This is a genomic window from Nonomuraea sp. NPDC050547, assembly GCF_044457345.1.
Classification (GTDB): domain Bacteria; phylum Actinomycetota; class Actinomycetes; order Streptosporangiales; family Streptosporangiaceae; genus Nonomuraea.
Genome location: NZ_JBITGW010000017.1, coordinates 1 through 26,847, shown reverse-complemented (window position 1 = coordinate 26,847; position 26,847 = coordinate 1). Strand labels below are relative to the sequence as shown.

27 protein-coding genes are annotated in these 26,847 nt (G+C 71.7%); 18 read left to right on the top strand and 9 right to left on the bottom strand.

The genetic code is table 11. From position 1 onward, the window contains the following. The first annotated feature begins 20 nt into the window (after positions 1–20). The 4 genes from ACIBHY_RS36490 (at position 21) to ACIBHY_RS36475 (ending at position 2,741) form a co-directional block, all read left to right on the top strand. The gene (locus ACIBHY_RS36490; protein ID WP_397309080.1) at positions 21–1,646 is read left to right on the top strand and encodes an FAD-dependent monooxygenase; all 1,626 of its coding nucleotides are present in this window, start codon (positions 21–23) and stop codon (positions 1,644–1,646) included. A 74-nt stretch (positions 1,647–1,720) separates the two neighbouring features. After that, entirely contained in the window at positions 1,721–2,065 is a 345-nt protein-coding gene (locus ACIBHY_RS36485) for a class I SAM-dependent methyltransferase (protein ID WP_397309079.1), read from the top strand. 78 nt (positions 2,066–2,143) lie between these two features. After that, positions 2,144–2,536 (top strand): hypothetical protein, encoded by a 393-nt coding sequence (locus ACIBHY_RS36480; RefSeq protein WP_397309078.1) that lies wholly within the window; start codon positions 2,144–2,146, stop codon positions 2,534–2,536. Positions 2,537–2,612: 76 nt separating this feature from the next. Next, positions 2,613–2,741: a hypothetical protein gene (locus ACIBHY_RS36475; RefSeq protein ID WP_397309076.1), complete on the top strand. Its 129-nt coding sequence runs from the start codon at positions 2,613–2,615 to the stop codon at positions 2,739–2,741. A gap of 3 nt (positions 2,742–2,744) precedes the next feature. Here ACIBHY_RS36475 and ACIBHY_RS36470 read toward each other — a convergent pair whose 3' ends face one another. Further along, positions 2,745–3,926 carry an MFS transporter gene (locus tag ACIBHY_RS36470; RefSeq protein WP_397309075.1) on the bottom strand — a complete coding sequence of 394 codons (1,182 nt, stop codon included), beginning with the start codon at positions 3,924–3,926 and terminating at the stop codon, positions 2,745–2,747. A gap of 58 nt (positions 3,927–3,984) precedes the next feature. On the opposite strand from ACIBHY_RS36470, the gene ACIBHY_RS36465 reads away from it, so the two are divergent. Continuing rightward, positions 3,985–4,956, top strand: coding sequence for a transcriptional regulator (locus ACIBHY_RS36465; protein ID WP_397309074.1), 972 nt, complete (start codon positions 3,985–3,987; stop codon positions 4,954–4,956). Here the strand turns inward: ACIBHY_RS36465 and ACIBHY_RS36460 are convergent. Both ACIBHY_RS36460 and ACIBHY_RS36455 read right to left on the bottom strand, forming a co-directional pair. Then, positions 4,871–7,003, bottom strand: coding sequence for a prolyl oligopeptidase family serine peptidase (locus ACIBHY_RS36460; RefSeq protein ID WP_397309073.1), 2,133 nt, complete (start codon positions 7,001–7,003; stop codon positions 4,871–4,873). The genes ACIBHY_RS36465 and ACIBHY_RS36460 overlap by 86 nt on opposite strands. Positions 7,004–7,067: 64 nt before the next feature. Beyond that, positions 7,068–8,180, bottom strand: a complete 1,113-nt coding sequence (locus tag ACIBHY_RS36455; RefSeq protein ID WP_397309072.1) for an MBL fold metallo-hydrolase — start codon at positions 8,178–8,180, stop codon at positions 7,068–7,070. 153 nt (positions 8,181–8,333) lie between these two features. Between ACIBHY_RS36455 and ACIBHY_RS36450 the strand changes: the two genes are divergently transcribed. From ACIBHY_RS36450 to ACIBHY_RS36435, 4 genes are all read left to right on the top strand, one after another. Further along, positions 8,334–8,660, top strand: a complete 327-nt coding sequence (locus tag ACIBHY_RS36450) for a PadR family transcriptional regulator (protein ID WP_397257108.1) — start codon at positions 8,334–8,336, stop codon at positions 8,658–8,660. Beyond that, a complete protein-coding gene (locus ACIBHY_RS36445; protein WP_397257109.1) occupies positions 8,657–9,016 on the top strand; it encodes a DUF1048 domain-containing protein in 360 nt (119 codons plus the stop codon). The genes ACIBHY_RS36450 and ACIBHY_RS36445 overlap by 4 nt, the downstream gene beginning before the upstream one ends. 1 nt (position 9,017) lies before the next feature. Beyond that, complete coding sequence (locus tag ACIBHY_RS36440) at positions 9,018–9,344, top strand: DUF1048 domain-containing protein (RefSeq protein WP_397257111.1); 327 nt, start codon at positions 9,018–9,020, stop codon at positions 9,342–9,344. A 120-nt stretch (positions 9,345–9,464) separates the two neighbouring features. Then, positions 9,465–10,712 carry a serine hydrolase domain-containing protein gene (locus tag ACIBHY_RS36435; RefSeq protein ID WP_397309071.1) on the top strand — a complete coding sequence of 416 codons (1,248 nt, stop codon included), beginning with the start codon at positions 9,465–9,467 and terminating at the stop codon, positions 10,710–10,712. Positions 10,713–10,730: 18 nt separating this feature from the next. On the opposite strand, the gene ACIBHY_RS36430 is transcribed toward ACIBHY_RS36435, so the two are convergent. After that, a complete protein-coding gene (locus ACIBHY_RS36430; RefSeq protein ID WP_397309070.1) occupies positions 10,731–11,648 on the bottom strand; it encodes an NAD(P)H-binding protein in 918 nt (305 codons plus the stop codon). Between the two features lie 113 nt (positions 11,649–11,761). On the opposite strand from ACIBHY_RS36430, the gene ACIBHY_RS36425 reads away from it, so the two are divergent. Beyond that, the gene (locus ACIBHY_RS36425) at positions 11,762–12,700 is read left to right on the top strand and encodes a LysR substrate-binding domain-containing protein (RefSeq protein ID WP_397257115.1); all 939 of its coding nucleotides are present in this window, start codon (positions 11,762–11,764) and stop codon (positions 12,698–12,700) included. 101 nt (positions 12,701–12,801) lie between these two features. Then, positions 12,802–13,557 (top strand): BTAD domain-containing putative transcriptional regulator, encoded by a 756-nt coding sequence (locus tag ACIBHY_RS36420; protein WP_397309069.1) that lies wholly within the window; start codon positions 12,802–12,804, stop codon positions 13,555–13,557. A gap of 20 nt (positions 13,558–13,577) precedes the next feature. Here the strand turns inward: ACIBHY_RS36420 and ACIBHY_RS36415 are convergent, their stop codons facing one another. From ACIBHY_RS36415 to ACIBHY_RS36400, 4 genes are all read right to left on the bottom strand, one after another. Next, positions 13,578–15,071, bottom strand: a complete 1,494-nt coding sequence (locus ACIBHY_RS36415) for a Gfo/Idh/MocA family oxidoreductase (RefSeq protein WP_397309068.1) — start codon at positions 15,069–15,071, stop codon at positions 13,578–13,580. Between the two features lie 54 nt (positions 15,072–15,125). Next, entirely contained in the window at positions 15,126–15,437 is a 312-nt protein-coding gene (locus ACIBHY_RS36410) for a hypothetical protein (RefSeq protein WP_397257120.1), read from the bottom strand. A 226-nt stretch (positions 15,438–15,663) separates the two neighbouring features. Further along, entirely contained in the window at positions 15,664–16,068 is a 405-nt protein-coding gene (locus ACIBHY_RS36405; protein ID WP_397257122.1) for an RrF2 family transcriptional regulator, read from the bottom strand. Between the two features lie 360 nt (positions 16,069–16,428). Then, a complete protein-coding gene (locus tag ACIBHY_RS36400) occupies positions 16,429–17,370 on the bottom strand; it encodes a sulfite exporter TauE/SafE family protein (protein WP_397257124.1) in 942 nt (313 codons plus the stop codon). A gap of 180 nt (positions 17,371–17,550) precedes the next feature. On the opposite strand from ACIBHY_RS36400, the gene ACIBHY_RS36395 reads away from it, so the two are divergent. From ACIBHY_RS36395 to ACIBHY_RS36385, 3 genes are all read left to right on the top strand, one after another. Further along, entirely contained in the window at positions 17,551–18,573 is a 1,023-nt protein-coding gene (locus ACIBHY_RS36395) for a zinc-dependent alcohol dehydrogenase family protein (protein ID WP_397309230.1), read from the top strand. 124 nt (positions 18,574–18,697) lie between these two features. Then, positions 18,698–19,504 (top strand): hypothetical protein, encoded by an 807-nt coding sequence (locus ACIBHY_RS36390; protein WP_397309067.1) that lies wholly within the window; start codon positions 18,698–18,700, stop codon positions 19,502–19,504. Between the two features lie 26 nt (positions 19,505–19,530). Continuing rightward, on the top strand, positions 19,531–20,244 hold the full coding sequence (locus tag ACIBHY_RS36385; RefSeq protein WP_397309066.1) for a 2-phosphosulfolactate phosphatase: 714 nt from the start codon (positions 19,531–19,533) through the stop codon (positions 20,242–20,244). Here the strand turns inward: ACIBHY_RS36385 and ACIBHY_RS36380 are convergent. After that, a complete protein-coding gene (locus ACIBHY_RS36380; protein WP_397309065.1) occupies positions 20,204–21,046 on the bottom strand; it encodes a LysR family transcriptional regulator in 843 nt (280 codons plus the stop codon). The two genes, ACIBHY_RS36385 and ACIBHY_RS36380, sit on opposite strands and share 41 nt — an antisense overlap. A gap of 72 nt (positions 21,047–21,118) precedes the next feature. On the opposite strand from ACIBHY_RS36380, the gene ACIBHY_RS36375 reads away from it, so the two are divergent. The 4 genes from ACIBHY_RS36375 to ACIBHY_RS36360 all read left to right on the top strand — a co-directional run bounded on the left by ACIBHY_RS36375 (position 21,119) and on the right by ACIBHY_RS36360 (position 26,660). Next, positions 21,119–22,336, top strand: coding sequence for an MFS transporter (locus ACIBHY_RS36375; RefSeq protein WP_397309064.1), 1,218 nt, complete (start codon positions 21,119–21,121; stop codon positions 22,334–22,336). Between the two features lie 83 nt (positions 22,337–22,419). After that, positions 22,420–23,925, top strand: coding sequence for a hypothetical protein (locus ACIBHY_RS36370; protein WP_397309063.1), 1,506 nt, complete (start codon positions 22,420–22,422; stop codon positions 23,923–23,925). An 83-nt stretch (positions 23,926–24,008) separates the two neighbouring features. Beyond that, positions 24,009–25,394, top strand: a complete 1,386-nt coding sequence (locus ACIBHY_RS36365; RefSeq protein WP_397309062.1) for a hypothetical protein — start codon at positions 24,009–24,011, stop codon at positions 25,392–25,394. Positions 25,395–25,682: 288 nt separating this feature from the next. Further along, positions 25,683–26,660, top strand: coding sequence for an LLM class flavin-dependent oxidoreductase (locus ACIBHY_RS36360; protein ID WP_397257135.1), 978 nt, complete (start codon positions 25,683–25,685; stop codon positions 26,658–26,660). The last annotated feature ends 187 nt before the right edge of the window (positions 26,661–26,847 follow it).

Below are 26,847 nucleotides of genomic sequence, written 5' to 3'. Positions count from 1 at the left end.
CGTTCTAAGAGGGTGGGTTTGTGACGACGAAAGCGGATGTTCTCATCGTCGGCGCGGGGCCGACCGGCCTGGTGCTGGCCATCGACCTGGCACGGCGGGGAGCGATCCCACGGATCATCGACGCCGGGCGCGCCGACCATCGGGAGAGCCGCGCGGTGTCGATCGTGGCCAGAACGCTGGAGATGCTGGACGATCTCGGGCTGGCCCAAACCGCCATCGAACGTGGCATACCCCTGCACACGCTGAACTTCTACCAGGGCACGACCGCCCTGGCCGAGATGGACGTGACGGCCGTGGACTCCCCGTTCCCGCTGGACCTGTGCATCCCGCAGTGGCAGACGGTCGCGCTGCTGCGCGAGCGCGCGCAGGAGCTGGGGGTCACCATCGAATGGGGCACCCGCCTGGCCGGGCTGCGGGCCGGCGAAAAGGGCGTCAGCGTGGAGCTCAGCCACGAGGACGGACGCGGCGAACGGTACGAAACCGGATGGCTGATCGGCGCCGACGGCGCCCACAGCACCGTGCGAGAAACGGCGGGCATCACCCGGCAGAAAGCCGACCTGAAGCGGGGGTTCATCCTGGGCGACGTCGCCGTGGACTGGCCGCTCACCCGCGACCGCTTCCATGTCTACTTCGGCACGTCTGGCCTCGTGGCCGTCTTCCCCATGGTCGGGGGCTACTGGCGCATCCTGGCCAGCACGCCGGACGACCGGCCGCCGCAGACTCCGGGGCTGGACGACTTCGCCGCCTACGTCGCCGAACGCACGCCGCTGGACTCTCACGTACGCGATCTGCAGTGGAGCTCGTCGTTCGTGGCCCGCGAGAGCCTGGCCGACCGCCTGCGCCAGGGCCGGGTCCTGCTGGCCGGCGACGCCGCGCACAGCCACAGCCCGGTGGGCGGCCAGGGCATGAACACGGGCATGCAGGACGCCTACAACCTGGGCTGGAAACTCGCGCTCGTCGTCACCGGGCGCGCCGAGGAGTCCCTCCTGGACAGCTATCAGGCCGAACGCCTGCCCGTGATCAAGGCCGTGGTCGAGGCGACCTCGGCCACGACGAAGGTCGCCACCGGCAGCACGCTGATCGCCCGCAGGGCCAGGCGGCACGCGCTGCGCCTGTTCGGCCGGCTCAACCCCGTGCAGCAACGGCTGTCGAACGCCTTCGGCGAACACCTCGTCCACTACCGCGACAGCGACCTCGTCTTCGAGCGCTGGCACGAATCACCAGCCAGAGCGTGGAGCGACCTGGCCCGCACCGGACCCGAAGCCGGCGAACTGGTACGCGACGCCTACGTCGAGAACCATGAAGGGCCGGTGGCGCTCCGCCACATCCTCCGGCCGCCGGGCCACCACCTCATCCTGTTCGCGGCGGACACGACGGACCCCACCACCCTGGCCGCCTGGCAGGCCTCCGCACACGAGGCGATGGCCGGGCACGGCGAGGTCCACCTCATCACCCGCGGCCACCTGCCGCCCGACCCTCTGGACGGAGTCTTCGCCGACCTGCGCAGCGAGGCGCACAACCGCTACGGCGTGCGCCGCCCCAGCCTGTATCTGATCCGCCCGGACAAGTACGTCGGCTTCCGCGGCGACGACCTCGGCCTCACACCCGTGCACGACTACTTCCGCGCCCTGGGCGCCCACTCGTGACACCGCCTGCCAACAAAAGGAACCGGACAACCCCGTGACGAGCCTGGCCGGAATCGGCGCGACCGCCTTGGGGCGTGGCTCTCCTGCGCGCCCAGGAGAGCAGCCGACCGGACCGGCTGTTCGATGACCCCTGCGCGCGGCACTTCATCCGGGCCGTCGATCCGGCGTTCACCCCTTGGGCCGCCGGGCCTTCTCCGGCAACCGCACGTTTCCCGCAGGTCATGGCCGAGCAGGTCGCCGTCCGCACCCTGTTCCTCGATCGCGCGCTCCTGGATGCCGCCGGACGAGGATGTGAGCAGGAGCGGCGCAAGCCGTACCGGATCACCGAGAGCGGACGTGACGCGCTGCGTGAGCAGCTCGCCACGCTGCGCCGGGTCGAACAGGCAGGGTTCAGGCGAGTGGCCTGGGGGCAGGCGTGAGGCGGGGCAGGGGCATGCTGCGGATCGTGGCGGAGGTCGTGCTGGGGCCGGCGCGTTCCCGGCGCCAGGCCCTTGCGCGTGCCACTCCCGGCGATCCTGGCCGTCGGCGCGTGCGTGCTGTGGTTGTTGTGGAATCCGGGTGTACGCGACGCGGCCGGCCTGCACGGCGTGTGGGCGCAGGCGGCCGGAGCGGGCGCGATCGCCGCCGAACTGCGCCGGACGGGCACGGCGTTGTTCGCCATGGCGGTGCTTCTGGCGCTGCGGTCGCTCTGGCAACTCGCCGTGAGGGTACGCGCCGTGGGAAAGCACGCCCCGGACCGGTCGGCGGCGCGGGCGATCAGAGGGCAGGTGGTCATGGCGGCGGCTCTGGTCGCCGTTCCGGCAGGGTGCCCCTTGTCGGGGCGGCATCTCCCCAGCTGGCGGACGCCGTACGCGCCGCCGGCAAGTCACTCGCGGTGGCAGCCATCCTGAACGCGATCGCCTGGCTGGCCGTGGCGGCGCTCCTGGCGATAGGGCTGAGGAGGCGTCGCCGTGGTTCACGGCGGCGGTGGCGGCCGGCGCGCTGGTGAGCACCGGCATGGCGGCGCTGGTGGCGGGGGCCGTGCTCAGGCGAGCCCCGCACGATCCGGCCGGGCCTGCGCCGATCGGCCCCATCTCCACGCGGGCGCCGATCTGAGCGTCACGCGGGCCTGACCAGGTCTCCGACGCCGGGCCGCAGCCCGCGTACCAGGCACAACGTCACCAGGACCGACGCCATCGCCATCACGGACATGGCCAGAGCGGGAGAGGTGTGCTGAGCGACGGCCCCGGCCAGCGCGGCCCCGGCACCCTGCAGGGTCGTCATCCCCGACGCGTGCAGCCCCAGGGCCTGCCCCCGGACCTCGGCGGGGGTCAGGGCCACCAGCCGCTCCTGCAGCGGCAGGCTTGCCGCGAAGCCGGCCGAGGCCAGCGTGACGGCGACCGCCGCCGGCAGCGGCGCGGGCTCCAGGAGGAAGATCAGGTACGGCACGGCCATCAGCAGCCGCAGCGGTACGGCGAGCCGCTCCCGCCACCGCGGGGCGAGCAACCGCCCGACGAGCACGTCCCCGGTCAGCATGCCGAACGCGGCCAGGGCGAAGAGCAGGCCCGCGTGCCCGGGCGCGTACGGGATGAAAAGCGCCTCACAGCCGGCGATCAGCCCGTTGGGCACCCAGAGCGCCAGATAGACGTACCGGCGAGGCGCCGATGACCACAGCCGCACGTTGGTACGCCAGGTGGCGGCGACCGATGGGCGGCCGGGGGCACGAGCCGGCCGCCGGGACAGTCCCGAACCCGAGATCAGCGCGGCGGCCAGCGCGAGGAACGCGGCGGCGAGCAAGGCGCCCCGCGGCGACACCACGGTCACCAGCAGCCCGCCCAGGGCGAACCCGCAGATCTGCGTCAGGCCCACCGACATGTTGAGCACCGATCGGCCGAGCAGGTACCCGTGCCCCGGAAGAATCTCGTTCAGCAACCCGAAACGCACCCCGCCGCTCAGCGACGCGATCAGTCCGAGGCAGAACAGGACGGCGAAGATCGACCACACCGGCAGGCCGGGAGCCGCCATGACGGCCGTGCCGATGCCGTAGGCCACGGCCAGGGCGCTCAGCGCCGCGCGCGGCGGCAGCCGGTCGGCCGCGGACATCAACGCCGTCGCGCCCACCACCTGGGCCAGCGACGGACCGAACATGCTCAAGGCCGCGAGCAGCGGCGAGCCGGTCGCCGCGTAGACGAGCGTGCCCAGCGCCAGTCCGCTCACCGTCGAGGCCATCGTCTGCGCGGCGGAGGCGGCGAACAGCGGCGTGAACTCCGGCACCCGGAAGAGCTCCCCATACGTACGCATGGGGGAATCTCATCGGTGCCGCCGGCCGGGCCGGTAAGGTTTCGCGGGGGAGCGAAACATGGGTTACTGGGAAGTCAACGCCGACACCCTCGCCAGGAGCCGGTTCGTGGTGTCCGCGCTGGCCGAGACCACCGCGAGCCTGCTGACCCTGGAGAACGGCGGCCCGGCGCATCCGGGTGAGCGCGCGTGGCTGGATGCCCACCGGCCCGCCTACCGGCGCCGCATGTCCGATGATCCGATCAGCGCGCTGCTGCTCCGCGCCGCGCTCGGACGTCACTGGATCGCCGACTTCCTCATCCCCACGCCTGACGACGACGGAGCGGCGAGGTTCGAGGACGAGCTGGAGCGCGTGCGCGAGACACCCGCCGAGATCATCCACGCGGACCTGGAGGTGTCGCTCGGCGGGCCGCTTCCCACCCCGCTGCACCGCGCCGACCTGGGAGAACGTGCCGCCGGCCTCCTGGCGTGGGTGTGGCGGGAGACGGTGTCGCCCTCCTGGCCGCGGCGTCGCAGGGTCGTCGAGGCGGACATCGCCGTCAGATCGGAGCGGCTGAGCCAGGGCGGGTGGGCCGCGGTGCTGGACGGCATGCGGCCCGGGATGCGCTGGCTGGGAGAGGGCCGCCTGCAGATCAACGCGCACGACAACCCGCCCCGGGAGCTGTCCGGCGTCCAGTTGCTGTTCGTGCCGGTGACCCCGGGCTGCGGACGCTGGGTGAGCTGGCGCCTGCCCCACCGCTATGCCGTGATCTACCCCTGCCGGGGTGCGCTGGCCGAAGGTGAGCGGGTGCCGGTGCCCGACGCCTTGACCAAGCTGCTGGGACAGGCTCGGGCCGGCGTTCTCGTCCTGCTCGCCGGTCCCAAGAGCACGACCCAGCTCGTGGCGCTGACCGGGCAGGGACTCGGTTCGGTGGGGCGCCACCTCAAGGTTCTCCTGGACGCGCGCCTCATCCGGCGACGGCGGGTGGGCCGCTCGGTCCTCTACTCCCGCACCGATCTTGGCCAGGCTCTGGTCGAAAGCCAGTATCCGTAGGCAGGTTCAGGGCCCGGCGCAGGAAGTCCAGCTCGTGGCGGAGCACGTTCTCCCGGACGACCAGGTGGCTCGCCCGGGGCAGGGGCAGGACCTCGTGCGGTCTGCCCGCTTCGAGCAGCGCCGCCGACAGCCGCAGGGAGTGGGCGGCGACCACGTTGTCGTCGGCCAGCCCGTGAATCAGCAGCAGCGGCCGGGTCAGGGAGGCCGCCTCCAGGATGGGGGAGCAGCGGTCGTAGGCCTCCGGATGTTCGGCGGGGTGGCCGAGGTGGCGTTCACGGAAATGCGTGTCGTACATCCGCTGGTCGGTGACGGGGGCGCCGGCGACGGCGGCGTGGAAGACGTCAGGACGGCGCAGTACGGCCGTCGCGGCCAGGAAGCCGCCGAAGGACCAGCCGCGAACGCCCACCCTGGTCAGGTCGAGCCCCGCCACCTGCCCGGCCGCCTCGCGCAGCGCCTCCACCTGGTCGGCCAGCACCGGCCCGGCCAGGTCGTGGCGCAGCTCCATCTCCCAGGCGGGCCCACGTCCCGGAGTGCCGCGGCCGTCGACGGCCAGGACCGCGAAACCCTGCTCGGCGAACCACTGCGACACGTACGTCCACCAGGTCCGCGCCGCCATGACCTTGCGCATGGCCGGCCCGCCGTAGGGGTCCATGAGAACCGGCAGCGGTTCGTCGCCCGGCCGGTGCCACGAGGGCAGGAACAGGGCGGCGCGCAGCCCTCGCGGCCCGAGCTTCAGCAGGCGCGGATCAGGCTTGAGGACGGGTCGCTCGGCCCGCGAGGCGATCTCCACGGGCGGCCCGTCCTCCGGACGGACCGTGATCTTGGCCCCGTGGTGGGTCAGGGTCTGGGAGATCACGACCGTGGTGGACCCCGACGAGGTGCCGGTGTGCACGCCGGGCTCCTCACTCAGCCGCCGCAGCCCCGAGTCCTGCCGGTACGCCCACAGGTGGGCCTGCGTGGGCTCGTCGGAGGCGGTGAACAGGATCGTCTCGCCGTCGATCACGACCACCTCGTCCAGTTGCAGACCGGCCGGGGTGGCCGGCTGCCCGGCGAGCAGGAGCCGCCGGGTGTCCTCCACGTCGGCGCTGGTCACCAGGACGCCGGCCGCGGTGCGGGCGGGAAGTCCGGGCACGAGCCGTACCCATGCGTCGTCGTGCTGCTCGGCCAGCACTTCGGTGGCGCCGGTCTCGCCGTCGATGCCGAGGATCCGCAGGCGCCGCTGGTCACGGCTTTGCACGGCGGCGTACGGGCCGAAGGCGTCCCATCCGGCGGCGGTCAGGTACTCGAAGGCCCCGGTGTCCCAGGCCACGGGGACGAGGGCGCCGTCGAGACGTGCCAGCCACAGGGTGACGTCGGCGTTGGCCGTGCCGACGACCGGGTAGCGGACGGTGACGGGCGGGGCGGCGGGGTCGGTGGGATCGGCGAGGTACCACCGCTGGACGGGTGTGTTGTCGACGCGGGCGACCAGCAGCGATCGGCCGTCCGGCGCCCACCAGTAGCCCCGGTCGCGGCCCATCTCCTCGGCCGCCACGAACTCGGGCAGGCCGAAGGTGATCTCCTCGCCGTCCGGCTCGGCCACCGCGTGGTCGTGGCCGTCGTGGTGGACCCGCAGCGCGCCCCGGCTGACGTAGGCGATCCGCCGGCCCGCCGGGTCGGGGCGCGGGGCCACGACCTGGCCGGGGGTGTTCAGGAGGCGCACCTCGCCGGTGGCCGGGCGTACCGTCCACAGCTCGCCCGCCAGCGCGAACGCCAGCAGTTCGCCCGCGCCGTCGGCGGCGAAGGCGACGATTCCGGAGGACGTCTCCCTGCTACGCCTGCGCAGGGCCAGTTCCGCCGCAGGAGGGGGCGCGTCGTGGTCGGCGGGGTCCACGAGGAGGCGTGCCTCGCCGGTCGCGCAGTCGAGGGCCCACAGGCAGGAGACCGGATCGTCGCCCGCCTTGCTCCGGAGGAAGTACACGGAGCGGCCGTCGGGGCGGACCGTGATGTGGCGCGGGGAGCCGAGGGTGAACCGCATGGTCCGGGCGAGCTGTGCGGGGAGCGTGTCCATGCGGGGATCTCATCGGGTTCCCGGGCCCGGGCGGTAAGGTTTCGCGGGAGGGCGAAAGGTGAGGTCAGCGCCGCGCGTGCAGGCGCATGAGGTCCTTCCCCACGATCATCTTGCCGCGGTATCCCGCCTTCTGCGCGCCGGTACGGGCGCGCTCCTGCCACTGCGTGTGCGGCTGGAAATCTCCGATATGGCTCAGCACAAGGGAGCCGACGCCCGACTGCCGGGCCACCGTGCCCAGGTCGAGGACGTCCGTGTGCGTCGCGCGCATGTGCTCCACGAAGTGCTCCGACGCTCCGTGCTCGTGCCACCACTGGGGATCGTTGGCCTCGTGGACCAGGATGTCCGCGCCGTCGGCGAGGGTGGGGATGTTCGGCGTCAGCGTGGTGTCCCCGGAGAAGACCACGCTGCCGTGTTCGGTCTCGAACCTGTACGCCAGGCTGGGGAAGACGACGCCGTGGGAGACCAGGATGGCCGTCACCCTGACGTCGTCGTTGCTCATCACGGGGAAGGGCCGCATGGCCGGTGCCGTGTCGCCGATGGGGGACGCGCCCACGTCCGGCAGTTCGATCTCATGGACGCGGAGGGCGGCGGCCGGGTCGAATCCGATCTTCTCGGCGATGAAGGTGTTGCTGGAGTAGGCGAAGGCTTCGTTGGAGAGCCTGGTCAGGTCGGCGAGGCCGGGGGTCGGGCGGTGCGGGGCGACCCATTGCGCGCCGGGAACGTCGGGCAGGGCGCCCGCGCTGGGCGGGCCGTAGACGTCGATGCGCGGCATGGCGCCGGTCTGGGACAGGATCGCGGGAGCCATGTACATCGCGAGGTTGAAGTAGTCGGCGATGTGGTCGGCGTGGAGGTGGGTGACGAAGACGCCCTTGAGCCGGGCCGGGTCCAGGCCCGCGCGCACGTACTGCGACACCGCCCCGCGGCCGCAGTCGACCATGTACACGTTGCCCCGGACGACGAGCGCGCTGGCGATGCCGAAGCGCCCGCTCGAAGGCGCCGGCCCGGCCGCGGTTCCCAGGAGTACCAGGTCGGTTCCGCCGGAGGGCGTACGTGCCCGCGCGGGTGCCGGCTGGGAGAGTGCTCCGACCGAGGCGATGCCGGCGGCGATTGCGCTGGAGCGCAGGAGCGTCCGCCGGGTCACCGGACCTGGAGTACGGGCGTTTTCGTGATCGTTCACAGAAGTTCCTCTCCTCGGTGTGACCTCGACGAGATGACGCTTCCACGACTGCGCGCGCATTCGCGTCGGTGATGTCTACCTACGCCGCTACTCTGTGATACTGTGTAGTGGTACTCGGTACTACAAAGTACCAAGGCAGCGAAGAGGACCGCGATGGACGACCTGACGGAGATGTTGAAGGGCACGCTCGAGGGCTGCGTGCTGGAGATCATCGGCGGCGAGGAGACCTACGGGTATGCCATCACCCGCCGGTTGAACGAGCTGGGCTTCGCCGATGTGGTGGAGGGGACGGTTTACACCATCTTGCTGCGGCTGGAGAGGAACGGGCTGGTCGTGGTGACGAAGCGGCCGTCCGGACAGGGTCCGCCGCGTAAGTTCTACGCGCTCAACGACTCCGGGCGCGCGGAGCTGGCGAGGTTCTGGGTGAAGTGGGAGTACGTGACATCACGGATCGACACGCTCAAGGAGGGTGGGAGATGAACTTCTGGGAGACCATCACGGGCAGTGATCTCACCAGGGAATGGAAGGCGTTCGAGGCTCGGGCCGAGACGCTGCCGGTCGACTATCGGGCGGCGTGGGAGGAGATCAAGGGGCATCTGATGCTGCACGGGGACTTCACCGGGCGCAACCTGATGCCGATCGTCGATGGCGTGCTGGGGCTGCTGGAAGAGTCCGCGGCCGAGGGGCAGCGCGTCGGCGACGTGCTGGGCGACGACATCGCGGGCTTCTGCGCGGCGTTGGCCGGCGGCGAGCGGGCCCGCAGCTATCGCGATCGCTGGCGCGAGCAGTTGAACAGGAACGTGGCCAGGAAACTGGGCCGGCTGGGAGGTAGCTGACGTGGGCATCCAGGACATCATCGAGGGCAAGAAGCAGTGGCGGGCGCACCTGGCGCGGGTGAAGGCGCTGCCGCCGGACTACCAGATCGTCTACAAGGAGATGCAGCGGTACTTCTTCAAGGTCGGGCCGGTCGACCTGCCCGACGGGCCGCTGCTGCCCGGGATCGTCGACTTCTTCGAGGAAGGCGTCGCGGCGGGCAAGGGCGTCCTGCAGCTCATCGGCAACGACGTGGCCGCCTTCTGCGACGACCTGATCAAGGACACGCCCACCTACGCCGACATCTACCAGGAATCTCTCACCGGCGAACACGGCACGACCGGGAAGTAACCCCCATCGCCTGACTCGCGTCTCCCAGGTGACCGGCCACGACGTGGCGTCGCCTGGGACGAGCGCGCCTGCCGTAGGTCAGAGCGAGAGACAACCCCGAACGAGAGAACGGACATCCGCATGACCACCAACCAGGGCAACGACCACGTCACCGAAGGCGGCGGCGTCGAGGAAGGCTGGGGAAAGGTCGCTGACGCGTTCCACGCGAACTTCGACGCCCCCGGCGAGGTCGGCGCGGCGTGCAGCGTCTACGCGGGCGGCCGCCCCGTCGTCAACCTGTGGCGCGGCCTCGCCGATCGCGAGGCGAACCGGCCGTGGCGCGAGGACACGATCGTCCAGGTCGCGTCCACGACGAAGGGCGCCACCGCGATCTGCGCCCACATGCTGGCACAGCGCGGTGAGCTGGATCTGGACGCCCCGGTCACCCGGTACTGGCCGGAGTTCGGCGCCCACGGCAAGGAAGAGATCAAAGTGCGCTGGCTGCTGTCCCACCAGGCCGGCCTCCCGCTCCTCGACGGACCGCTGACGTTCGAGCAGGCGTGCGCGTGGCACCCGGTCATCCGTGCGATCGAGGCGCAGAAGCCGCTGTGGCAGCCGGGCACCGAGCATGTCTACCACGCCGTCACCTACGGCTTCCTGGTCGGGGAGGTCGTGCGCCGCATCACCGGCAAGTCACTCGGCACGTTCTTCGCCGAGGAGGTGGCCGCCCCTCTCGGGCTGAGCGCCTGGATCGGGCTGCCGGAAGAGCACGAGGAACGGGTGGCCGCCCTCCACTACGCCGACGCGTTCAGCGTGGAGGAACTGCTCGCCGGGATGATCGCGGCCACCGGCCTCGACGCGGCGACGGTCACCGCGTGGGTCGAGTCCATGTGGAGTCCGGGCTCGATCCAGATGCGCGCCGGCGAGCTCGGCGGGGCCCTGGACAACACCTCCGGCTATCACGCCACACGGGCCTGGCGCGCGGCCGAGTTCCCGGCCGCGAACATGCTCGCCGACGCGCATTCCCTGGCGCGGATGTACGCCGCCACGGTCAGCGACGTCGACGGGGTACGGCTGCTCGATCCGCCCGCGGTCGAGACGATGACAGAGGTCCAGACCGACAGGACGCGGATGTACGGGCTGCCGCCCGGCCTGGACATCCCGGCCGACCGCTCCTTCTCCATGTCGCTGGGGTTCTGGCGAGCATGCCCGCCGGCGCCGATGATCGGGCCGGGGTCGTTCGGCCACCCGGGCTCCGGCGGATCGATCGCCCTCGCCGACCCCGAGAGCGAGGTCGGCTTCTGCTACGTCACGAACCTCTGGAACTTCCGGCCCGACGACCCGAGGGCGGCCAACCTGGCCAAGGCCGTCCGGTCCTGCCTCGGCTGAAATCTACGGCCCGTTCCGTCAGGGGGCATCGACCGCCTCGGCCCCGGCGAGGACGGCGGGCTTGAGGGTCTGCGCGCACCACTGCGCGAATCCCGTGGCCGGGCCCGCCTGCGGCGAGCGGCCGGCGCCCGCGTCGAGACCCTGGTCCTTGGCACGCTTCATGTCGACCATGCCCTCGACGAACGCCTCGTTGAGGCCGTGGCCGAGCATGGTGGACCGCAGTTCGTCGAGCGGCCGGCGCTCGTAGCGGACCGGACGGCCCAGCTCCTCGGTCATGATGCGGGCCAGGTCGTTGGGCGACAGGTCCTGCGGGCCGAGCACCGGGACGCTGCCGACGCCGGTCCAGGAATGGTCCAGCAGCAGCCCGGCCGCCGCCGCGGCGATGTCGGCGACGGCCACCATCGGGGCCGGACGGTCCGCGGCGACGGTGTCGGTGAAGACGCCGTTCTCGCGGATCGCATCGGCCTCCTCCAGCAGGTTCTCGAAGAATGACGGGCATGCCAGGGCCCGGTAGGCGACGCCGGAGCCGGCGATCAGGTCGTCCATGGCCAGGGAGGCGGTGACCAGCCCGGCCTGGGCGGCCTGCGGCGTGCCGCGGCCGAGCGCCGAGACGCCGACGACATGGCCGACGCCGTGAGCGGCGAACGCCCGCGCGGCCGGGCGGGTGAAGCCGCTGTACGCCTCGTCGGGCGTGCGCGAGGCGTCCGGCGGCACCAGCCAGAAGACGGCGTCGGCCCCGGCGAAGGCGCGCTCGACGGTCGCCGCGTCGCCGTGCGAGCCGGTGACCACCTTGACCTTTCCGCGCACGGTCTCGGGGAGCCGGGTGGGATCGCGGACGACGACGCGTACCTCCTCTCCGCGTGCGGGCGCGGCCTCGACCAGCAGCGACAGCAGCCGCCGGCCGATGTTCCCGGTGGGAGCGGTAATGACGATCATGAAAACCTCGCGGTGGGTGCCGGATGGATACAGCCCCCATCGTGAGGACCCCACCGGTATTGCCACAATGGGAACTTCAGCATCCAATCATTGCCTGAAACGGAATGATGCCGGTGAGCAGCCCGGACCCGAACCTCGACGCCAACCTCGCCGTCGCCCTCGACGCCTTGCTGACCGAGCAGAGCGTCACCCGGGCCGCCGCGAGGCTGCGCACCTCCCCCGCGGCGATGAGCCGTACCCTGGCCCGGCTGCGCCGGGTGCTCCAGGATCCGCTCCTTGTGCGGGCAGGACAGAAGATGGTGCCCACACCTCGCGCCGAGGCCCTGAAAGACGAGGCCGCCGCGGTGGTGCGCCGGTTGGAGGCGTTGCTCACCCCGAGCGGCGGGATCGACCCCGCCGCACTGCGGCGCACCTTCACCGTGCAGGCCTCGGACCTGGTCGGTACGGCGCTCGCGCCGGGACTGCTCGACCTGGCCCGCCGTCGGGCGCCGGGCGTCTCCCTGCGGGTGCTGGCCGAGGAGTGGGAGGCGGGCCCCGCGCTGCGCGAAGGCCGGATCGATCTGGAGATCGGGGCCATCGACCACGTCGACCCGGAGACCAGGGTCGAAGAGCTGGTCACGCTGCGAATGGCGGCCGGCGTCAGGGCCGGGCACCCGCTGGCCGACGGAACCCTGACGCCCGCCAGGCTGGCCGGGGCCGAGCACGTGGCGGTCAGCCGCCGGGGACGCTTCACCGGCCCGCTGGACGCGGCCCTGGCCGAGGAGGGGCTGACCCGGCGGGTCAGCGCCGTCCTGCCCGGACATCTGGCGGCGATGGCGCTGGCCGCGGCCGGCGACGTGGTCTGCCTGGTTCCGGCCGCGCTGCCGGGCGAACCTCCCTCACCGCTCAGCGACGCGGCGCACGCTCTGGGGCTGTGTCTGCTGGAGATCCCGCTGCCGTTGCCACCCCTGACGATCGGCATGGCCTGGCACCCGCGCCACACCGCCGACGGGGGCCACCAGTGGCTACGGGGCGCCGTGCGCCGCGTACTCCGTCGCGCCGGTGGGCCATGAGATGCCGATGTCGGGCGTTCACCGGACATTGCCCGTCCCGTCCCGTCCTTACAGTGGAATCAACCGGGAGGCGGACGGAAAGGTCGCGGTAGCACGCTCTGATGGGAATGCAGATCAACGTCCTGGGACCCTGGGAGATCAGCGCAGGCGGTACGCGGCTCCCGCTGGCAGGCGCGCGACGGGTCGGAGTCCTGACCAGGTTGGCGCTGAGCGCCGGGCAGCCGGTTTCAGCGGACCACCTGCTCGCCCAGGTCTGGGGCGAGAGCACCGCGACGACGGCGGCCAAGCAGTTACAGATCGTGGTGTCGAAACTGCGTGGCCTGCTCTCACCGCACGCGGGAATCGCCACCGTTTCCGGCGGATATCAGCTCAACGTTCCCCGTGAGCACGTGGACGCCCTGCTGTTCTCGCTCCTGGTGCGCCGGGCGCGTGCCGCGAAGGCGCAGGGAGACCTGACGGCGGCGGACGGCCTGTTCCACCGGGCTCTGACCCTGTGGCGGGGGGAGGCGCTGGCGGGCATCCGCGCTCCGTGGGCCCGTGCCGAGGCCGCCCGCCTGGAGGAGGAACGCCTGGCCGCCCAGGAGGACCACGCCGACCTGCGCCTGGCCGTCGGCGACCACCACGGGCTGATGCCGATGCTGGCCGGTCACGTCACCGCGCATCCGCTGCGGGAACGACCGCGTGAGCAGCTGATGCTGGCGCTCTACCGGGCCTCGCGCCCCTCGGAAGCGCTCGACGTCTACCGGGACATTCGCCGCGTCATGGCCGACGAGCTGGGCATCGAGCCGGGAACGGCGCTGCGCACCCTGCACCAGGCGGTGCTGAGGCGAGACCCGGCTCTGGACGCACGCGGGTAACCCTGTGAGTGCCGGCCGGCCTATCTGCCCTGGAGTTGCGGGTCCTCCGGCTGGGGGCGGTCGAACGTGGGCCGTGGCTCCTTCCACCGGCCGCGGGTGAAGTCGGGCACCTTGACCGCGTGGAGCCGCTCGGTCTTCAGCGACTCGTGGCTGAGCGGGATCACCGAGCACCACGCCGCCGAGTCGTAGACGTCGATGTCGGGGGTCATGCCGAGCCGCATCAGCTGGATGAGGCGGAAGATGGAGACGAAGTCGCCGCCGCCGTGCCCGCCGTACTGGCCGGCCAGCCGTTCCAGCAAAGGCCACAGCCAGTGGTCGTGCTGCTTCAGGATGCCGGTGTACGCGCCGCCGGTCCGCCACGCGTGGTCGTTGTGGCCGAGTGACTCCAGGTAGACCCGGGCGTTGTCGAGCTCGATCGATCCCCTGGTCCCGGTGAGCGTGGTCTCCCTGGTGTACGGGTGCGGGGAGTTCACGTCATGCTCGACCCGGATGAACCGGCCGCCGGCGGTGGTGACGAAGCAGGTGTGCCGGTCACCCGAGATGTACGGTCTGTCCTGCCAGGACGAGTGGTCCGGGCCCACCCGGGAGTCCTCCTCGCGGAACAGGGCCAGCGCCTTGGGCAGGGACGCCACGGCGACCAGTTCGTCGAAGCGGTCGCCGCGGTTGATGCCCATGGACGCCGACACCGGTCCCAGGCCGTGCATGGGGTAGTGCAGGGCGTTCATCCGGGTCTGCCAGCGCCGCCGCCAGTGCTCGGGGTGGTAGGCGCCGCCGAACAGGTACGGCCAGCGCAGATCGTGGACATAGCCCCCGGAACCGTGCTGCAGGTCGCCGAACAGGCCCGCCCGGACCATGTTGAACATCTGCAGTTCGGGCCGGAAGTAGTTGACGTTCTCCAGGAGCATGCAGTGCTTGCGGGTACGTTCCGAGGTGCGGACCAGGTTCCAGATCTCGTCCAGGTGCGGGGAGATCGGCAACTCGACGGCGACGTGCTTGCCGTGTTCCATGGCCGCCTTGGCCTGGCGGTAGTGCCACTCCCAGGGGGTGGCGACGTAGATCAGGTCGATGTCGTCGCGCTGGACGAGCTTGAGGAAGTCCTCCTCGCCCGCCGAGTAGCCGACCGGCTCGACGTCCTGGAAGCCCTGGTCCATGATCCGGGTGATGGTGCGGCTGACCCGTTCGGGCCGGATGTCGCACACGGCGGTGACCGTGGAGACGGCGGCGAACCGCAGATCCTGGCCGCCGCCGCGGTTGCCGAGCCCGATGAGCCCGGTCCGTACCTTCTCGAAACCCTCGAACGGCACGCTGACCATGCTCTTCTCGCGCGGGTCGCGAACGGGTTCCCAGGCGGTCGAGCCGGCGGCGGTGGTGCCGCCGATGCCCGTGGCGGCACCCAGGACGATGCCGGACTTCAGTAATCGGCGGCGGGAGGGGGTGTGAGGATGCGGAGGGGCCACGGCGATCACTCCCTGGAGGGCGGACAGCGACTTTTCCCCGATAGTGAGCAGTGTCAACTGTCGTGTGTCAGAGAGCAAGGCGATCGCCGCGGCGGTACCGCCTCGGCGATGTCAGGGGATCGGGCGCGTGTCCAGGCCGTAGCTCAGGCGGTCGATCCACCATGGTCCGCAACCGGCGCTGCTCCACTGGCCGCTGTTGGTCGTCGTCCAGCCGCCGTCCCTGCGGCCGTTGACGCACTGGACCCACGCGCGGAACTCGTAGGCGGGGCCGCTGGTCGCGCATCGGGCGGAGAACGAGTTCTGGCCGATGGCGTACTCACAGTCACCGGCTTGGGCCGACGCCGGGCTCAGCGCGCCCGACGCGACGGTGATGGCTCCCGCGGCGAGCGCGGTCGCGGCCAAGGCGCGCAGGGTTCTTCTCATACCCTCTCCTCGTGCTGGTGGCGGATGTTTCCGTACGCCCGGTGCAGGCCTGACTCCGGGTGCGTACGGCAGAGGGAATTCTTAGGAAACTTTCCTAAGCGAAAGATACGTGCCTGTGGTGGCACGTCAACCCTGCGCGTCCCGGCAAACCTCTCCGGCTCGTGGCCGGACCCGCCCGCGCGTGCGCCGTCGCGGCGGCCCGGTCTCCGGGCCGCCGGTGGCGGGGTCAGGAGGCGCGGGTGCTGTGACCGCGGAAGGTGGTGACGATCTGGGCGAGGGTGATCTCGCCGAGGAGCCGGGTTTCGTGCTCGCGGATCTCGCTCCAGACCGCGGCCAGGGGCGCGGCCGCGCCGGGGAAGTGGTCGTGGTCCTGGTCGATGCCCTCGACGACCACGATGACGTCGGCCAGGGAGATCGTCTCGGGCGGGCGGGCCAGGCGGTAGCCGCCTTCGGGGCCGCGCATGCTGATCACGAGGCCGCCGCGGCGCAGCTGGAGCAGGATGTTGTCGCAGAACCGGCGGGGGATGTCCTGGCCGGCCGCGATGCGCCCGGCCGTCAGGGGTCCGTCGGCCGCGGCGAGGGTGACCATGGCTCGCAGGGCGTACTGGGTGCGGGCGGAGGTGCGCGTCATGTGCCGCTCCGGTGCCTGAGCGGGTGATGGCTCGGCTTCACGAAAGGGGCTCCTTGGTGTCGGGGTGTCCTTGACGGGGTGTGCGGGTGCCGTGAGAGGTCAAAGGGGGCGGCGGTCAGTGCTTCACGAGCGGGGCCGGGGCGGTGGGGGGCGGCCGTGGCGCGCTCATCCCCACCGGCAGCAGAAAGACCGCGCTCGGCGTGCCGGGCGCGGCCATCACGAAACCGGCCGGTACCGCCGGTGTCATCCTCATCATCACCGCCCCCGCGGCTTGTCCCCGATCGCGGGGCCGCGCGTCGTATGACGGCCGGGTCCCGCGGTCCCGGCCGGTGACACGGCCGGGAAGCGTCACTGGCATGATCAGGCGGGGCTCTTCTCCCCTTCTTCGGCCGCGCGCTGCCGCAGTTCGGCTTCGATGGCCTCGACCGACTCGTTTTCCTTGTCGCGGCGGTACTCGCGTACCGAGTAGACGATCGCGGCAACCCAGATGACGGCGATGACGATGTAGGCGATGGCCTGGACGTTGCCGGGCGCGTCGATCCAGTCGCTGCGCAGCAGGGTACGCACGTTCGTCAGCACGATCACGCCACCCACGGCCGAGCCCAGGATGCGCGGCGGGATGTGCCGGACCAGCCAGGCGGCGATGGGTGCGGCGATCACGCCGCCGAGCAGCAGGACGCCGACCCAGGCGAAGTTGATGTTCTCCGAGCCGATGCCGATCAGGAAGCCGACGCTGGCCGCGATGGCGACCAGGAACTCGCTGGCGTCGATCGAGCCGATCACCTTGCGCGGCGGGATGCGGCCGCTGGCCAGAATGGCCGGCGTGCCGACGGGTCCCCAGCCGCCACCGCCGGTGGCGTCCACGAATCCGGCGACCAGGCCGAGCGGGGCCAGGAAGCGCTTGCGCAGCGGCTTGCCCAGATTGCCCTTCGGCAGCCCGAAGGCGGTGAAGCGGACGATGATGTAGACGCCCAGGCTGAGCAGGATGATCGACATGATCGGCGCCGCGATCTCGGTCGACAGGCTCGACAGGAACGTCGCCCCGGCGAAGGCGCCGATCGCGCCCGGGACGCCGATCTTGGCGACGACCTTCCAGTCGACGTTGTTGAAGCGCCAGTGGGAGATGCCGGAGGCCAGCGTGGTACCGATCTCGGCCAGGTGGACGGTCGCCGACGCGGCTGCGGCGTTGGTGCCGATGGCCAGCAGCAGCGTGGTGGAGGTGACGCCATAGGCCATGCCCAGGCTGCCGTCGACGAGCTGGGCCGCCAATCCCACCAGGCCGAGCAGGATGAGTGCGCGCACCACATCCCCTTTCCTGTAATTCCTACTAAACAAGTAGACATAAGCGTGAATGTGGGAAGGGCGGACGTCAAGTCACGGTTCGGACACCGCCTGCCGAGGCAAAGAAACCTCCCGGGCTCAGGTGCCCCGGCCCGTCCGCGGAAACAGGGAAGGAAGGAGCCGCCCATGAAGGAGCCCACCATGCGGGGAGCAGTGCTGCACGCCCCAGGCGACGTCCGCGTCGAACAGCGCCCGGACCCGGCGATCATCGAGCCCACCGACGCGATCATCCGCCTGGCGGCGACCTGTATCTGCGGCTCCGACCTCTGGCCGTATCGCGGCATCGAGAAGACGGACGGACCCGCCCCGATGGGGCACGAGTACGTCGGCGTCGTCGAAGAGGCCGGCGGCCAGGTGAGCACCGTCCGGCCGGGCCAGTTCGTGGTCGGCTCCTTCGTGGCAAGCGACAACACCTGCGAGATCTGCCGGTCGGGCTACCAGAGCGGGTGCGTCCACAGGGTCATGATGGGAGCCATCGGCACCCAGTCCGAGCTGGCGCGCATCCCGCTCGCCGACGGCACGCTCGTCGCCACCCCCGGTCCGCCCGACCCGGATCTGGTTCCGAGCCTGCTGGCCGCCTCCGACGTGCTGGGCACCGGCTGGTTCGGCGCCGTCGCCGCCCAGGCGGGCCCCGGCAAGATCGTCGCCGTCGTCGGTGACGGGGCCGTCGGGCTGTGCGCGGTGCTCGCCGCCAGGCAACTGGGCGCTGAGCGCGTCATCGCGATGAGCCGCCACGAGACCCGGCAGCGCCTCGCCATGGCGTTCGGCGCCACCGACATCGTCACCGAGCGCGGCGACGAGGGCGTGGCCCTGATCAAGGAACTCACCGGCGGGCTCGGCGCCCACAGCGTCATCGAGGCCGTCGGCACCCAGGAATCCATGACGCAGGCCATCCGCTCCACCCGCCGCGGCGGTCACGTCGGATACGTCGGCGTCGCGCACGACGTCGCCCTGCCGGGCGACGAGCTGTTCTTCTCCCTCGTGCACCTGCACGGCGGTCCCGCGCCGGTACGCCAGTACCTTCCCCAGCTGATCGAGCTGATCTGCGAGCGCCGGATCGATCCCGGCAAGGTCTTCGACCTGACCCTCCCGCTCGACCAGGCGGCCGAGGGCTACCGGGCCATGGACGAGCGCCGCGCCGTCAAGGTGCTGCTGCGGCCGTGACCCGCCGTCCGCTTCAGGACAGGCGGAAGGGGTTCTTCCCGGACGGTCCGCGACATACGTTGAGCTGACCCGCCGCCTTGGAACGGTCCCGAGGGCGGCGTCTCCTTCGAGGAAGGACCCGGTCATGGAGCCGTACCAGTTCTACGCGCCCATCCCCGCCTCCACCGCCTCCGCGCAGGCCATCAAGGACTGGTTCTACCGCAGGCGCACGCAGGTGTCGGCGCTGGCCGTGTCGTACACGCCGCACTCGACCTTCAGCCAGGACGCGATGGAGGCGCTGGAGAAGGAGCTCAGGTCGATGGAGAGCTTCCTCGCCAACAAGGGCGCACCGGCGACCGCCGTCGACGAGTTCGGGAAATGGCTCGCGAGCAACAGCGACTACGGGGCCTGGGACTACTACGTCGCCGACCAGCAGGCGAAGGACCTCATCGAGAGCGACCGGCAGGCCCAGGCCATGAACGCGGCCGCGATCAACGACGCCAAGAACCGGGCCAGCGGCGGCGCGCTGGCGCTCAGCAGGCAGAACGCCGCCGGGATGATGTCGCTGGACAAGAAGAACGGCCGGGTCATCGCCGGACTGGCCGTCGTCGGCGACGCCACGCAGCTCTACACCGGCATCAGCGGCAAGGACAAACACGGCTTCCCCGACCACCCGCTCATCGCCCGGCTCCTGGAGGGCACCCACCAGGCGATGGACTGGCCGCAGGAGTCGTGCGCCGAGGTGGACGCGCTGAAGAAGTACCTGCACGCGCAGCCCATGCCGGTCACCGCGCTCAACCAGATCCCGCGCAACACGCTGGTCTTCAACGCCCTGGTGTGGCACCCCGGCGGCAACTGGGAGGGCAAGGTGACCTCGCAGCGCTGGCAGCCCAGGGCCGCCTGCGCCAACTGCGACCAGTGGCTCAGGAAGATCGGCGCCCTGCGCTCCTAGGCCGGACATGTGCAAACATGTCCGGAATGTACGCCCGTTTCCTTGGTATCCCCGATCTGGGCGAAGCGCCGTCCGTGGCGGTCGTCGTCGACGTCATGCGTGCGTTCACCGTGGCCGCCTGGGCCTTCGCCCGGGGAGCCGAAAAGATCGTTCTCGCCGAGTCCCTGGACGAGGCCCTGGCGCTCAAGGCTCGGCACCCGGATTGGGTGGCGCTTAAGGACGGCCCGGCCGCGCCCGGGTTCGACGCCGTCAACTCGCCGGGCCTGCTGCGGTCCGCCGACCTCGGCGGACGGACCGTCGTGCAGAAGACCACGGCGGGGACGGTCGGCGCGCTCGCGGTCAAGGAGGCGTCGCTGGTGCTGTGCGCCGGTTTCGTGGTGGCGGAGGCGACCGCCCGGCTCCTGCGGACACGCGAGAGCGACGGCGTCACGTTCGTGGTCACCGGCGAAGACGGGCGGGCCGACGAAGATCTGGCCTGCGCTCAGTACATCGCCCGGAGGGTCACCGAGACCGGGGCGGACGCCGCCGAGTACCTCCGCCGCGCCGCCGGCTCGCGCGCCGCCGCCGAACTGGCGCAGGGGGTACGTCAGGGAGTTCATCCCGATGACGTCGCGCTCTGTCTTGAGCTCGACCGGTTCCCCTTCGCCATGGTGGCGACCCCGGAAGACTCGCTCATGGTCCTGCGGCCGCAGCCCGAGCTCAGATCATCCGGCGCAGAGCGGTCTCCACGGCGTCGATGAGAGCGTCGCCCTCGGTGCCCGGACGGCGGGCAAGGCCGAGTTCGACGTCCGGCAGGGCGGGCAACGCCGCCGCGTCATGACAGGCCATGGCCGGCTCAAGGTTGGCGGGCATGAGCGCCGCGACCCCGAGCCCGGCCCGCAGCGCGGCGAGAACTCCGGCCAGGCTGTTGCTCTCGAACGCCACCCGCCAGCGCCGCCCGCTGCCCTCCATCGCTTCCAGCACCGCCGTACGCCAGGCGCAGGTGTTGGAGAACAGCACCACCGGCAGCGGATCGGCGTCGACGGCGACGCCGTGCCCGACCGCCCAGACCAGCGGCAGGCGCACCGTCCAGCGCGGCGGCCAGGGCAGGTCCGGCACCTCGTCGAGCACGAGCTGGACGCGGCCGGTGTCATAGGCCTGCCGCATCGCCGCGTCGGAAAGAACAAGGACCTCCAGCGTCGCCTCGGGATGCAGCCGCGCGAGGTCGGCGAGCGCCTGCGGAAGGCGGGAGACGGCGAGGTCTTCGAGGAGTCCCACACCGCAGTGCCCGGTGAGCGCGCCTCCGGTTTCGGCGAGTGCCTGTGCCGACAGCGCGAGAATGCGCTCGGCGTAGGGCAGGAGCTCCTCACCGGTCCGGGTCGGCCACACGCCGGACGGCGCCCGGTGCAGCAGCGGGCGGCCGACGACGCTCTCCAGCCTGCGCAACTGCTGGCTGAGCGCGGGCTGGGTGTTGCCGAGCGCCGCCGCCGCGCGGCTGATGCTGCCCGCTCGCACGGCGGTGACGAACGTCCGCAGCAATGCGGTCTCGAGATCGCGTGCCATAAGCGTTCATTATATCTGGCACAACGAATTAACGACTTCCTATAGCCTCACGGACGACCTACCGTCAGATCAATGACGAGATTCCGCCAGGTGCTCGCGGTGCGGGGGATGTCGCCGCTGCTGGGCATCTCGCTGCTCGCTCGTACCGCGATCACGGCCGACGCGATGGCGCTGACGATGTACGTCGTGCTCGCCCTCGAGATGAGCTACGCGGCCGCGGGAGGCGTGGTGGCGGCGCTCACCGCCGGTGTCGCGCTGGGCGGGCCGCTGCTGGGCCGGATGGTCGACCGGCGGGGCCTGCGTACCGTGCTGGTGGTCACGATCGTGCCGCAGATCGTCTTCTGGCTGACCGTGCCGATGCTGCCGTACGTGATCCTGCCGGCCGCCTCCTTCGCCGCCGGGCTGTTGATGGTGCCCATCCAGGCGGTCACCCGGCAGGCGGTCGCCGCGATGACGACGGCCGGGCAACGGCAGGCGGCGTTCGCGCTGGAGTCGGTGGTGGGCGAGCTGTCGTACGTGGTGGGACCGGCGGTGGTGATCGTCTGCGCGGCGAGCATGTCCCCCGGCGTGGTGGCGTGGGGCCTGGGCGCCGTGATCGTCGCGGGGGGAGCGGGCATCGCCCTGCTCAACCCGCCGCTGCGGGCCGCGGACGAGGCGTCGAGGGAGACGGCGGGCGAGGCGGCGGAACGGCCCCGGCGCCGGGAGTGGCTGGGCGCGCGCATGCTCGCCGTCCTGACGATGGGGTTCGGCCTCGCGATGCTGCTCAGCGGCGTCGACCTGGCCATCGTCGCCACGCTCGAAGAAACCGGTCAGCTCTCGTGGGCGGCCGTGGTTGTCGCCGTGTTCGGGGTGACGTCCGTCGTGGGCGGTCTCGTGTACGGAGCGCTGCCGCGGCCGATGCCCACCTGGCTGCTGCTCGGCCTGCTCGGGCTGGTGACGATTCCGGCCGGGCTCGCCCACGATTGGCGGTGGTTGTGTGCGGCCATGATCGGTGCCGGGCTGCTCACCGCGCCGGCCCTCTCCACCGTCTCCGACGCAGTGAGCCGGCTGGCGCCGGCCGGCGTGCGCGGCGAGGCGGCCGGCCTGCAGGCCTCGGCCGCGAGCGCGGGCTTCGCACTCGGCGCCCCGGTCGTGGGGATGGCGATCGACGCGTCGGCGCCCGCGGGCGGCTTCGCGGCCGCGGGCCTGGCCGGCCTGGCCGCCGCGCTGACGGGATACCTGCTCTCACGCCGCTCACCCGCCACGGCGACCTCCCCACGCGTCCCGCACGCCGGCCGAGCAGCAAAGTGAGCCGGGGTTCTCCTTGCCGGGGAAGCGCTCGTCGATCAGATCGGTTCGTTGACGCGAGCGTGTGATGCCGAAAGGATCACGCTGTGTCGCGCTTATGGTGGTTCGGTGCCTTTCTGGTGGTCGTGTCGAGCCTGGTCAGGCAATGGCTGCCCGCCGATGACGGTCAGACGGTGTTCTGCTCGTGGTCCGGCTTCGAGCCCAGGCCCCCGTGGGAGATGGTCCTGCCCGGCTACCTGCTCTCCGCCGCGAACGCCACCGCCATCGCCACGGCACTGCTGCTCGGCTGGGTCAGCGTCCGGCGTTCCGGCGCCCCGCGTCTCGCCACCACCACGGTCGTCGTCCTGATCGCGCTCACCCACACCCTGCTGCAGGCCGCCCGCGCGGTCAGCGCCCTGCCCGCGGGCGCCGCCTGCTCGATCGACCCCGCCACCTTCGAGACGACGCCCTGGGCGGAGATCGCCTGGACGCTCGCCCCTGCCGTGCTGGTCCTGTTCGGGGCGCGCGCCGCCCTTGACCTGCCGCGCCTGCCGTGGCGCCCGATCGCGGCGGCCGCCGCGGTGACGGCCGCCGCCGCCTTCGCGGTCTTCCTCGTACGGCTGCCGCCCGCCGAACCCGTGGCGAGCCGTTCCTCCGACGGGACGCCCCGGCACGTCCTGGCGATCACCGGCTCCACCCTCACGGTCGTGGACCTCGACGACGGCGGCACGACCCGCGTCCAGGCGCCGGACCCGGCGTTCTACCGGTTCACCGCGGTCGCCAGAGACGTGACCCCGGGCGCCTACCTGGCCGCGGTCACCACGCGGGGCGACGGCGCGTTCGGCGAGCTGACGTCACGCGTCCATCGTGTCCGGATGGACGGTGACGGCGGCGCGACCGTCGGCGACCAGGTGGGCGGGGACCTGGAGGGTTGGGTCATGGACCTGGCGGTCTCCGGGACGGGCACGATCGCCTATTCCAGACTCCTGCCCGACCCGCAGGACAGCGGCGAGGTCGCCACGACCGTGGTCGGCCTGATCGGCCAGAAGCGCGAATGGTCGACCCGAGCCCCTCAGGAAGGCCCCTACGGCGCCGGCGGGCTGGCCCTGCACTGGAGGAACACCGGCACCCTCGCCTTCCGCGCGATCACGGCCGGTGGCGGACCCCACATCGTCGCGCTGGACATCGGCCACCCCGGCGGCGACCTGCTGGCCGCCAGGAAGCTGCACAGGTTCGGGTCGCTGATGGACGGCAGCGCGCTCACGCTTCCCGACGGACGCGTGGCGATGTGGACGAGCGACGGCGACTCCTACGGTGAGTCGATCACCGTGGTGGATCTCCCGCGGCTGCGGACGGCCCGGGTGGCCTTCAGTCCGGGCTGCGCGGCCGTCATGGGCTACGGCACAGACCCGTCGGGCCGCCACCTGCTGGTCTCGGTCATGAACACCGATCAGCACGGCATGGAGGGCACGGTGCGCGAGTGCGCCGAGCACCCTGGCGAGCTGTACCGCGTCGACCTCCAGGCGAGCCCGCCGGCCGGGCAGGCCGACCCGGCTCTCCCTCGCCGGCGGGTCTGGCAGGGGGAGGAGCCCTTTACCGCGATCGCCTGGTAGGCCCCGACCACCTGGGGGATTTCGGACGAACTACGGGAATCGGTGCGATGACTACCCGGACGGCCGCAGGCAAGATCGCGAACATGAGACGCACCTCTGCCGTCACCGTCGTCCTGCTCTTAGCCGGCTTACTGGGCCTGCCCGTTCCCGCCCAGGCCGCGGCCACCGGACGGGCGCTCACCGACACCGAACTCGCCCAGATCAGCCCCCTGCGCTACCACGAGACCCTCGGCGACCGCGACGACGTCGCCGCCAGGTTCCCCGTGGTCAAGACGACCCTGAACGACCTCCTGGCCCCCGGGGGTCATGCGGCAAGGCCGCTCTGCCACGGCGCGGCCTGGAACAACGGGACCAACCTGCAGGCGAACATCGCCTACACCGGCAACTGCTGGGACGCGACCGACACCACCACCGCCAACTGGTACCCCCAGGGCATGACCGGCAGCGGCGACGCCATGAACGGCTCGGTGAACTACCCGCCGTGCCCCGGCTGTCCCGGCAGGAAGATCACCGCGGTCAGCTGGCGCAACGGGACCTTCCCCGCGAACGCGGTCCCGCGCTGGCAGGCGAACCAGCTGGCCAGGGTGAGCTTCACCGGCTTCTCCGGCGCGACGGCGGAGAACTACCGCCACGCCCTGCTCGTCGAGCCCGACGGCTCGGCCGAGGGGTTCCGTGAGATCAACAGCCACGCCGACGGTCTCACGTGGTACGGCAACAAGCTGTTCCTGTTCGCCGGAGGCGACCCGGCCGGGCGGGTCATCCGCGTCTTCGACCTCACCCAGTTCTGGCGGATGAACTCCACCTCCTCCGGCAACGTCGGCTGCGTGGGCGGGGTCTGCTCCGCGGCCTGGTCGAGCTTCGCGCTGCCGCAGATCGGCTACTACCAATTCCGGGACGCGGGCGGCTGCGCCGGTGTCACCGGGCCGCGGCCCTGCTTCAGCGGAGTCTCCCTCGACAGGTCGGGCGTCGACAGCCTGATCACGGTGGAGCACGTGCAGGCCGCCTCCGGACGGGTCGTCCGCTGGCCGCTCGACTTCGTCACCGCCCGGCTGGGAGAGGACGCCGACGGCCTGGTCCGGCCCCGGGAGGCCTGGTTCAGCCCGGTGTGGGACATGCAGGGCGCGGTGTTCTACAACGACATGGGCGTCATGGAAGGTCTGTGCCCGAACGGCTACCCCGCGGTCTCCTACATGCCGCACGTCACCGTGGGCGGGGTGTCCCAGTCGATCGTCAGCACCGGCGGCACGCAGTACCGCAAATCATGCCTGCACCAGGTGATCATCTCGGCGGACCGATCGCGGATCACCACCAGCTATCTGACCACCGCGCCCGGCAACGCGCAGAACCTGTCCTTCTGGCCGGCCAGCAATGAGCTGTGGCTGGTCAACGAGTACCGCGGTGACACCACCGGCTCCTACGGCAGCAACCGGCAGGTGTTGTCGCTCACCTGCGTCAACCTCGTGTGCTGACTCTGGGCCTGTCCGCGCCGGTCGCGTGAGCGTACGGTGACAGAACGCCTCGGGAATCGCTTGAGCCCGCAGGCGCGCTAGGGACCCGGGCCGCACGGCCCTGGGCGTCGAAGGGGCTCACCCGCCCCTCGGTGATTGGCGGGTGGGCCCTTATCGGGCGGCGGCTCTGGTTTCGGCGTGGCTTCTGCGGGAGAGTAAGCCCGAAATCGGCCTACGAGGAGGCGGGCAGTGCGGCTCGGATTCAGTATCGGCACTCTCGGTCCCGTGGCGGCCGGTCATGATGCCCAGGTGGCTCTGGTACGTGAGGCGGAGCGGCTCGGCTACGACTCGGCGTGGGCCTCGGAGGGCTACGGGGTCGATCCGGCGACCACCCTGGCCTGGCTGGCGGCCGGTACCGAGCGGATCGGGCTGGGCACGGGCGTGATCCAGGTGACGGGGCGCACCGCGATCTCGGCGGCCATGGCGGCGACCACGGTCGACCGGGTGTCGGGCGGGCGGTTCCTGCTCGGGCTCGGCGCGTCGGGCCCGCAGGTAGCCGAGGGCTGGCACGGGCAGAGGTACGCGCGGCCGCTGGCCCACTTACGCGACTATGTGGCCGTGGTCCGCAAGGCACTGGAGGGACGGCCGGTCGAGCACCCGGGGCCGGAGATCGTGCTGCCGCTGCCGGACAGCCGGGGCAAGGCGCTGAGCATGACCGTTTCGCCCACGCGGCAGCCGTTGCCCATCCATCTGGCGGCCATGGGGCCCAAGGCGGTGGAACTGGCCGGGGAGATCGCCGACGGGTGGCTGCCGATCCATTTCCCGCCCGAGCACCTCGCCGAGACGATGACGCACCTGCGGTCCGGGGCGGCCCGCGCCGGACGGGACGTGGCCGAGGTGGAGGTCTCGCCGATGGTCATGGCCATGGTGGACGACGACGCCGACTACGCCCGTGACCTGATCCGGCCGATGCTGGCGCTGTACCTGGGCGGGATGGGCACGCGGGGGGTCAACTTCTACAACCGGCTCGCGCATCGGCTCGGGTTCGGATCGGCGGCGGGACGGGTGCGGGACGCCTACTTCGACGGTGACCTGGGCGAGGCGATGGAGGAGGTCCCCGACGATCTCGTCGACGCCCTGGCCTTGTGCGGCACGCCCGATCGGGTACGCGAGCGGCTGGCGGCCTACCGCAAGGCGGGCGCCACCCGGCTGATCGTCGGCCTGAACGCGCCCACCGTGGACGACCGCGCCGAACAACTCGGCTGGCTGGCCGAGCTCAACACGTGACCGGGCGGGGGGGGGGGGGGGGGGGGGGGCCCCGCGGGGCGCGGGGGGGGCGGGGCGGGGGGGGGGGGGGGGGGGGGGGGGCGGGGGGGGGGGGCGGGGGGGCGGGGGCCGGGGGGGGGGGGGGGGGGGGGGGGGGGGGCGGGCGGCGCGCGGCCCCCCCCCCCCCCCCCCCCCCCCCCACCCGGCC

Bases quoted from the DNA above. Each gene is read 5' to 3' on its own strand.
- ACIBHY_RS36470 (WP_397309075.1), bottom strand. From the start codon at position 3,926: ATGCGTACGTATGGGGAGCTCTTCCGGGTGCCGGAGTTCACGCCGCTG.
- ACIBHY_RS36465 (WP_397309074.1), top strand. From the start codon at position 3,985: ATGGGTTACTGGGAAGTCAACGCCGACACCCTCGCCAGGAGCCGGTTC.
- ACIBHY_RS36460 (WP_397309073.1), bottom strand. From the start codon at position 7,003: ATGGACACGCTCCCCGCACAGCTCGCCCGGACCATGCGGTTCACCCTC.
- ACIBHY_RS36450 (WP_397257108.1), top strand. From the start codon at position 8,334: ATGGACGACCTGACGGAGATGTTGAAGGGCACGCTCGAGGGCTGCGTG.
- ACIBHY_RS36445 (WP_397257109.1), top strand. From the start codon at position 8,657: ATGAACTTCTGGGAGACCATCACGGGCAGTGATCTCACCAGGGAATGG.
- ACIBHY_RS36435 (WP_397309071.1), top strand. From the start codon at position 9,465: ATGACCACCAACCAGGGCAACGACCACGTCACCGAAGGCGGCGGCGTC.
- ACIBHY_RS36430 (WP_397309070.1), bottom strand. From the start codon at position 11,648: ATGATCGTCATTACCGCTCCCACCGGGAACATCGGCCGGCGGCTGCTG.
- ACIBHY_RS36420 (WP_397309069.1), top strand. From the start codon at position 12,802: ATGGGAATGCAGATCAACGTCCTGGGACCCTGGGAGATCAGCGCAGGC.
- ACIBHY_RS36410 (WP_397257120.1), bottom strand. From the start codon at position 15,437: ATGAGAAGAACCCTGCGCGCCTTGGCCGCGACCGCGCTCGCCGCGGGA.
- ACIBHY_RS36405 (WP_397257122.1), bottom strand. From the start codon at position 16,068: ATGACGCGCACCTCCGCCCGCACCCAGTACGCCCTGCGAGCCATGGTC.
- ACIBHY_RS36395 (WP_397309230.1), top strand. From the start codon at position 17,551: ATGCGGGGAGCAGTGCTGCACGCCCCAGGCGACGTCCGCGTCGAACAG.
- ACIBHY_RS36390 (WP_397309067.1), top strand. From the start codon at position 18,698: ATGGAGCCGTACCAGTTCTACGCGCCCATCCCCGCCTCCACCGCCTCC.
- ACIBHY_RS36385 (WP_397309066.1), top strand. From the start codon at position 19,531: ATGTACGCCCGTTTCCTTGGTATCCCCGATCTGGGCGAAGCGCCGTCC.
- ACIBHY_RS36380 (WP_397309065.1), bottom strand. From the start codon at position 21,046: ATGGCACGCGATCTCGAGACCGCATTGCTGCGGACGTTCGTCACCGCC.
- ACIBHY_RS36375 (WP_397309064.1), top strand. From the start codon at position 21,119: ATGACGAGATTCCGCCAGGTGCTCGCGGTGCGGGGGATGTCGCCGCTG.
- ACIBHY_RS36365 (WP_397309062.1), top strand. From the start codon at position 24,009: ATGAGACGCACCTCTGCCGTCACCGTCGTCCTGCTCTTAGCCGGCTTA.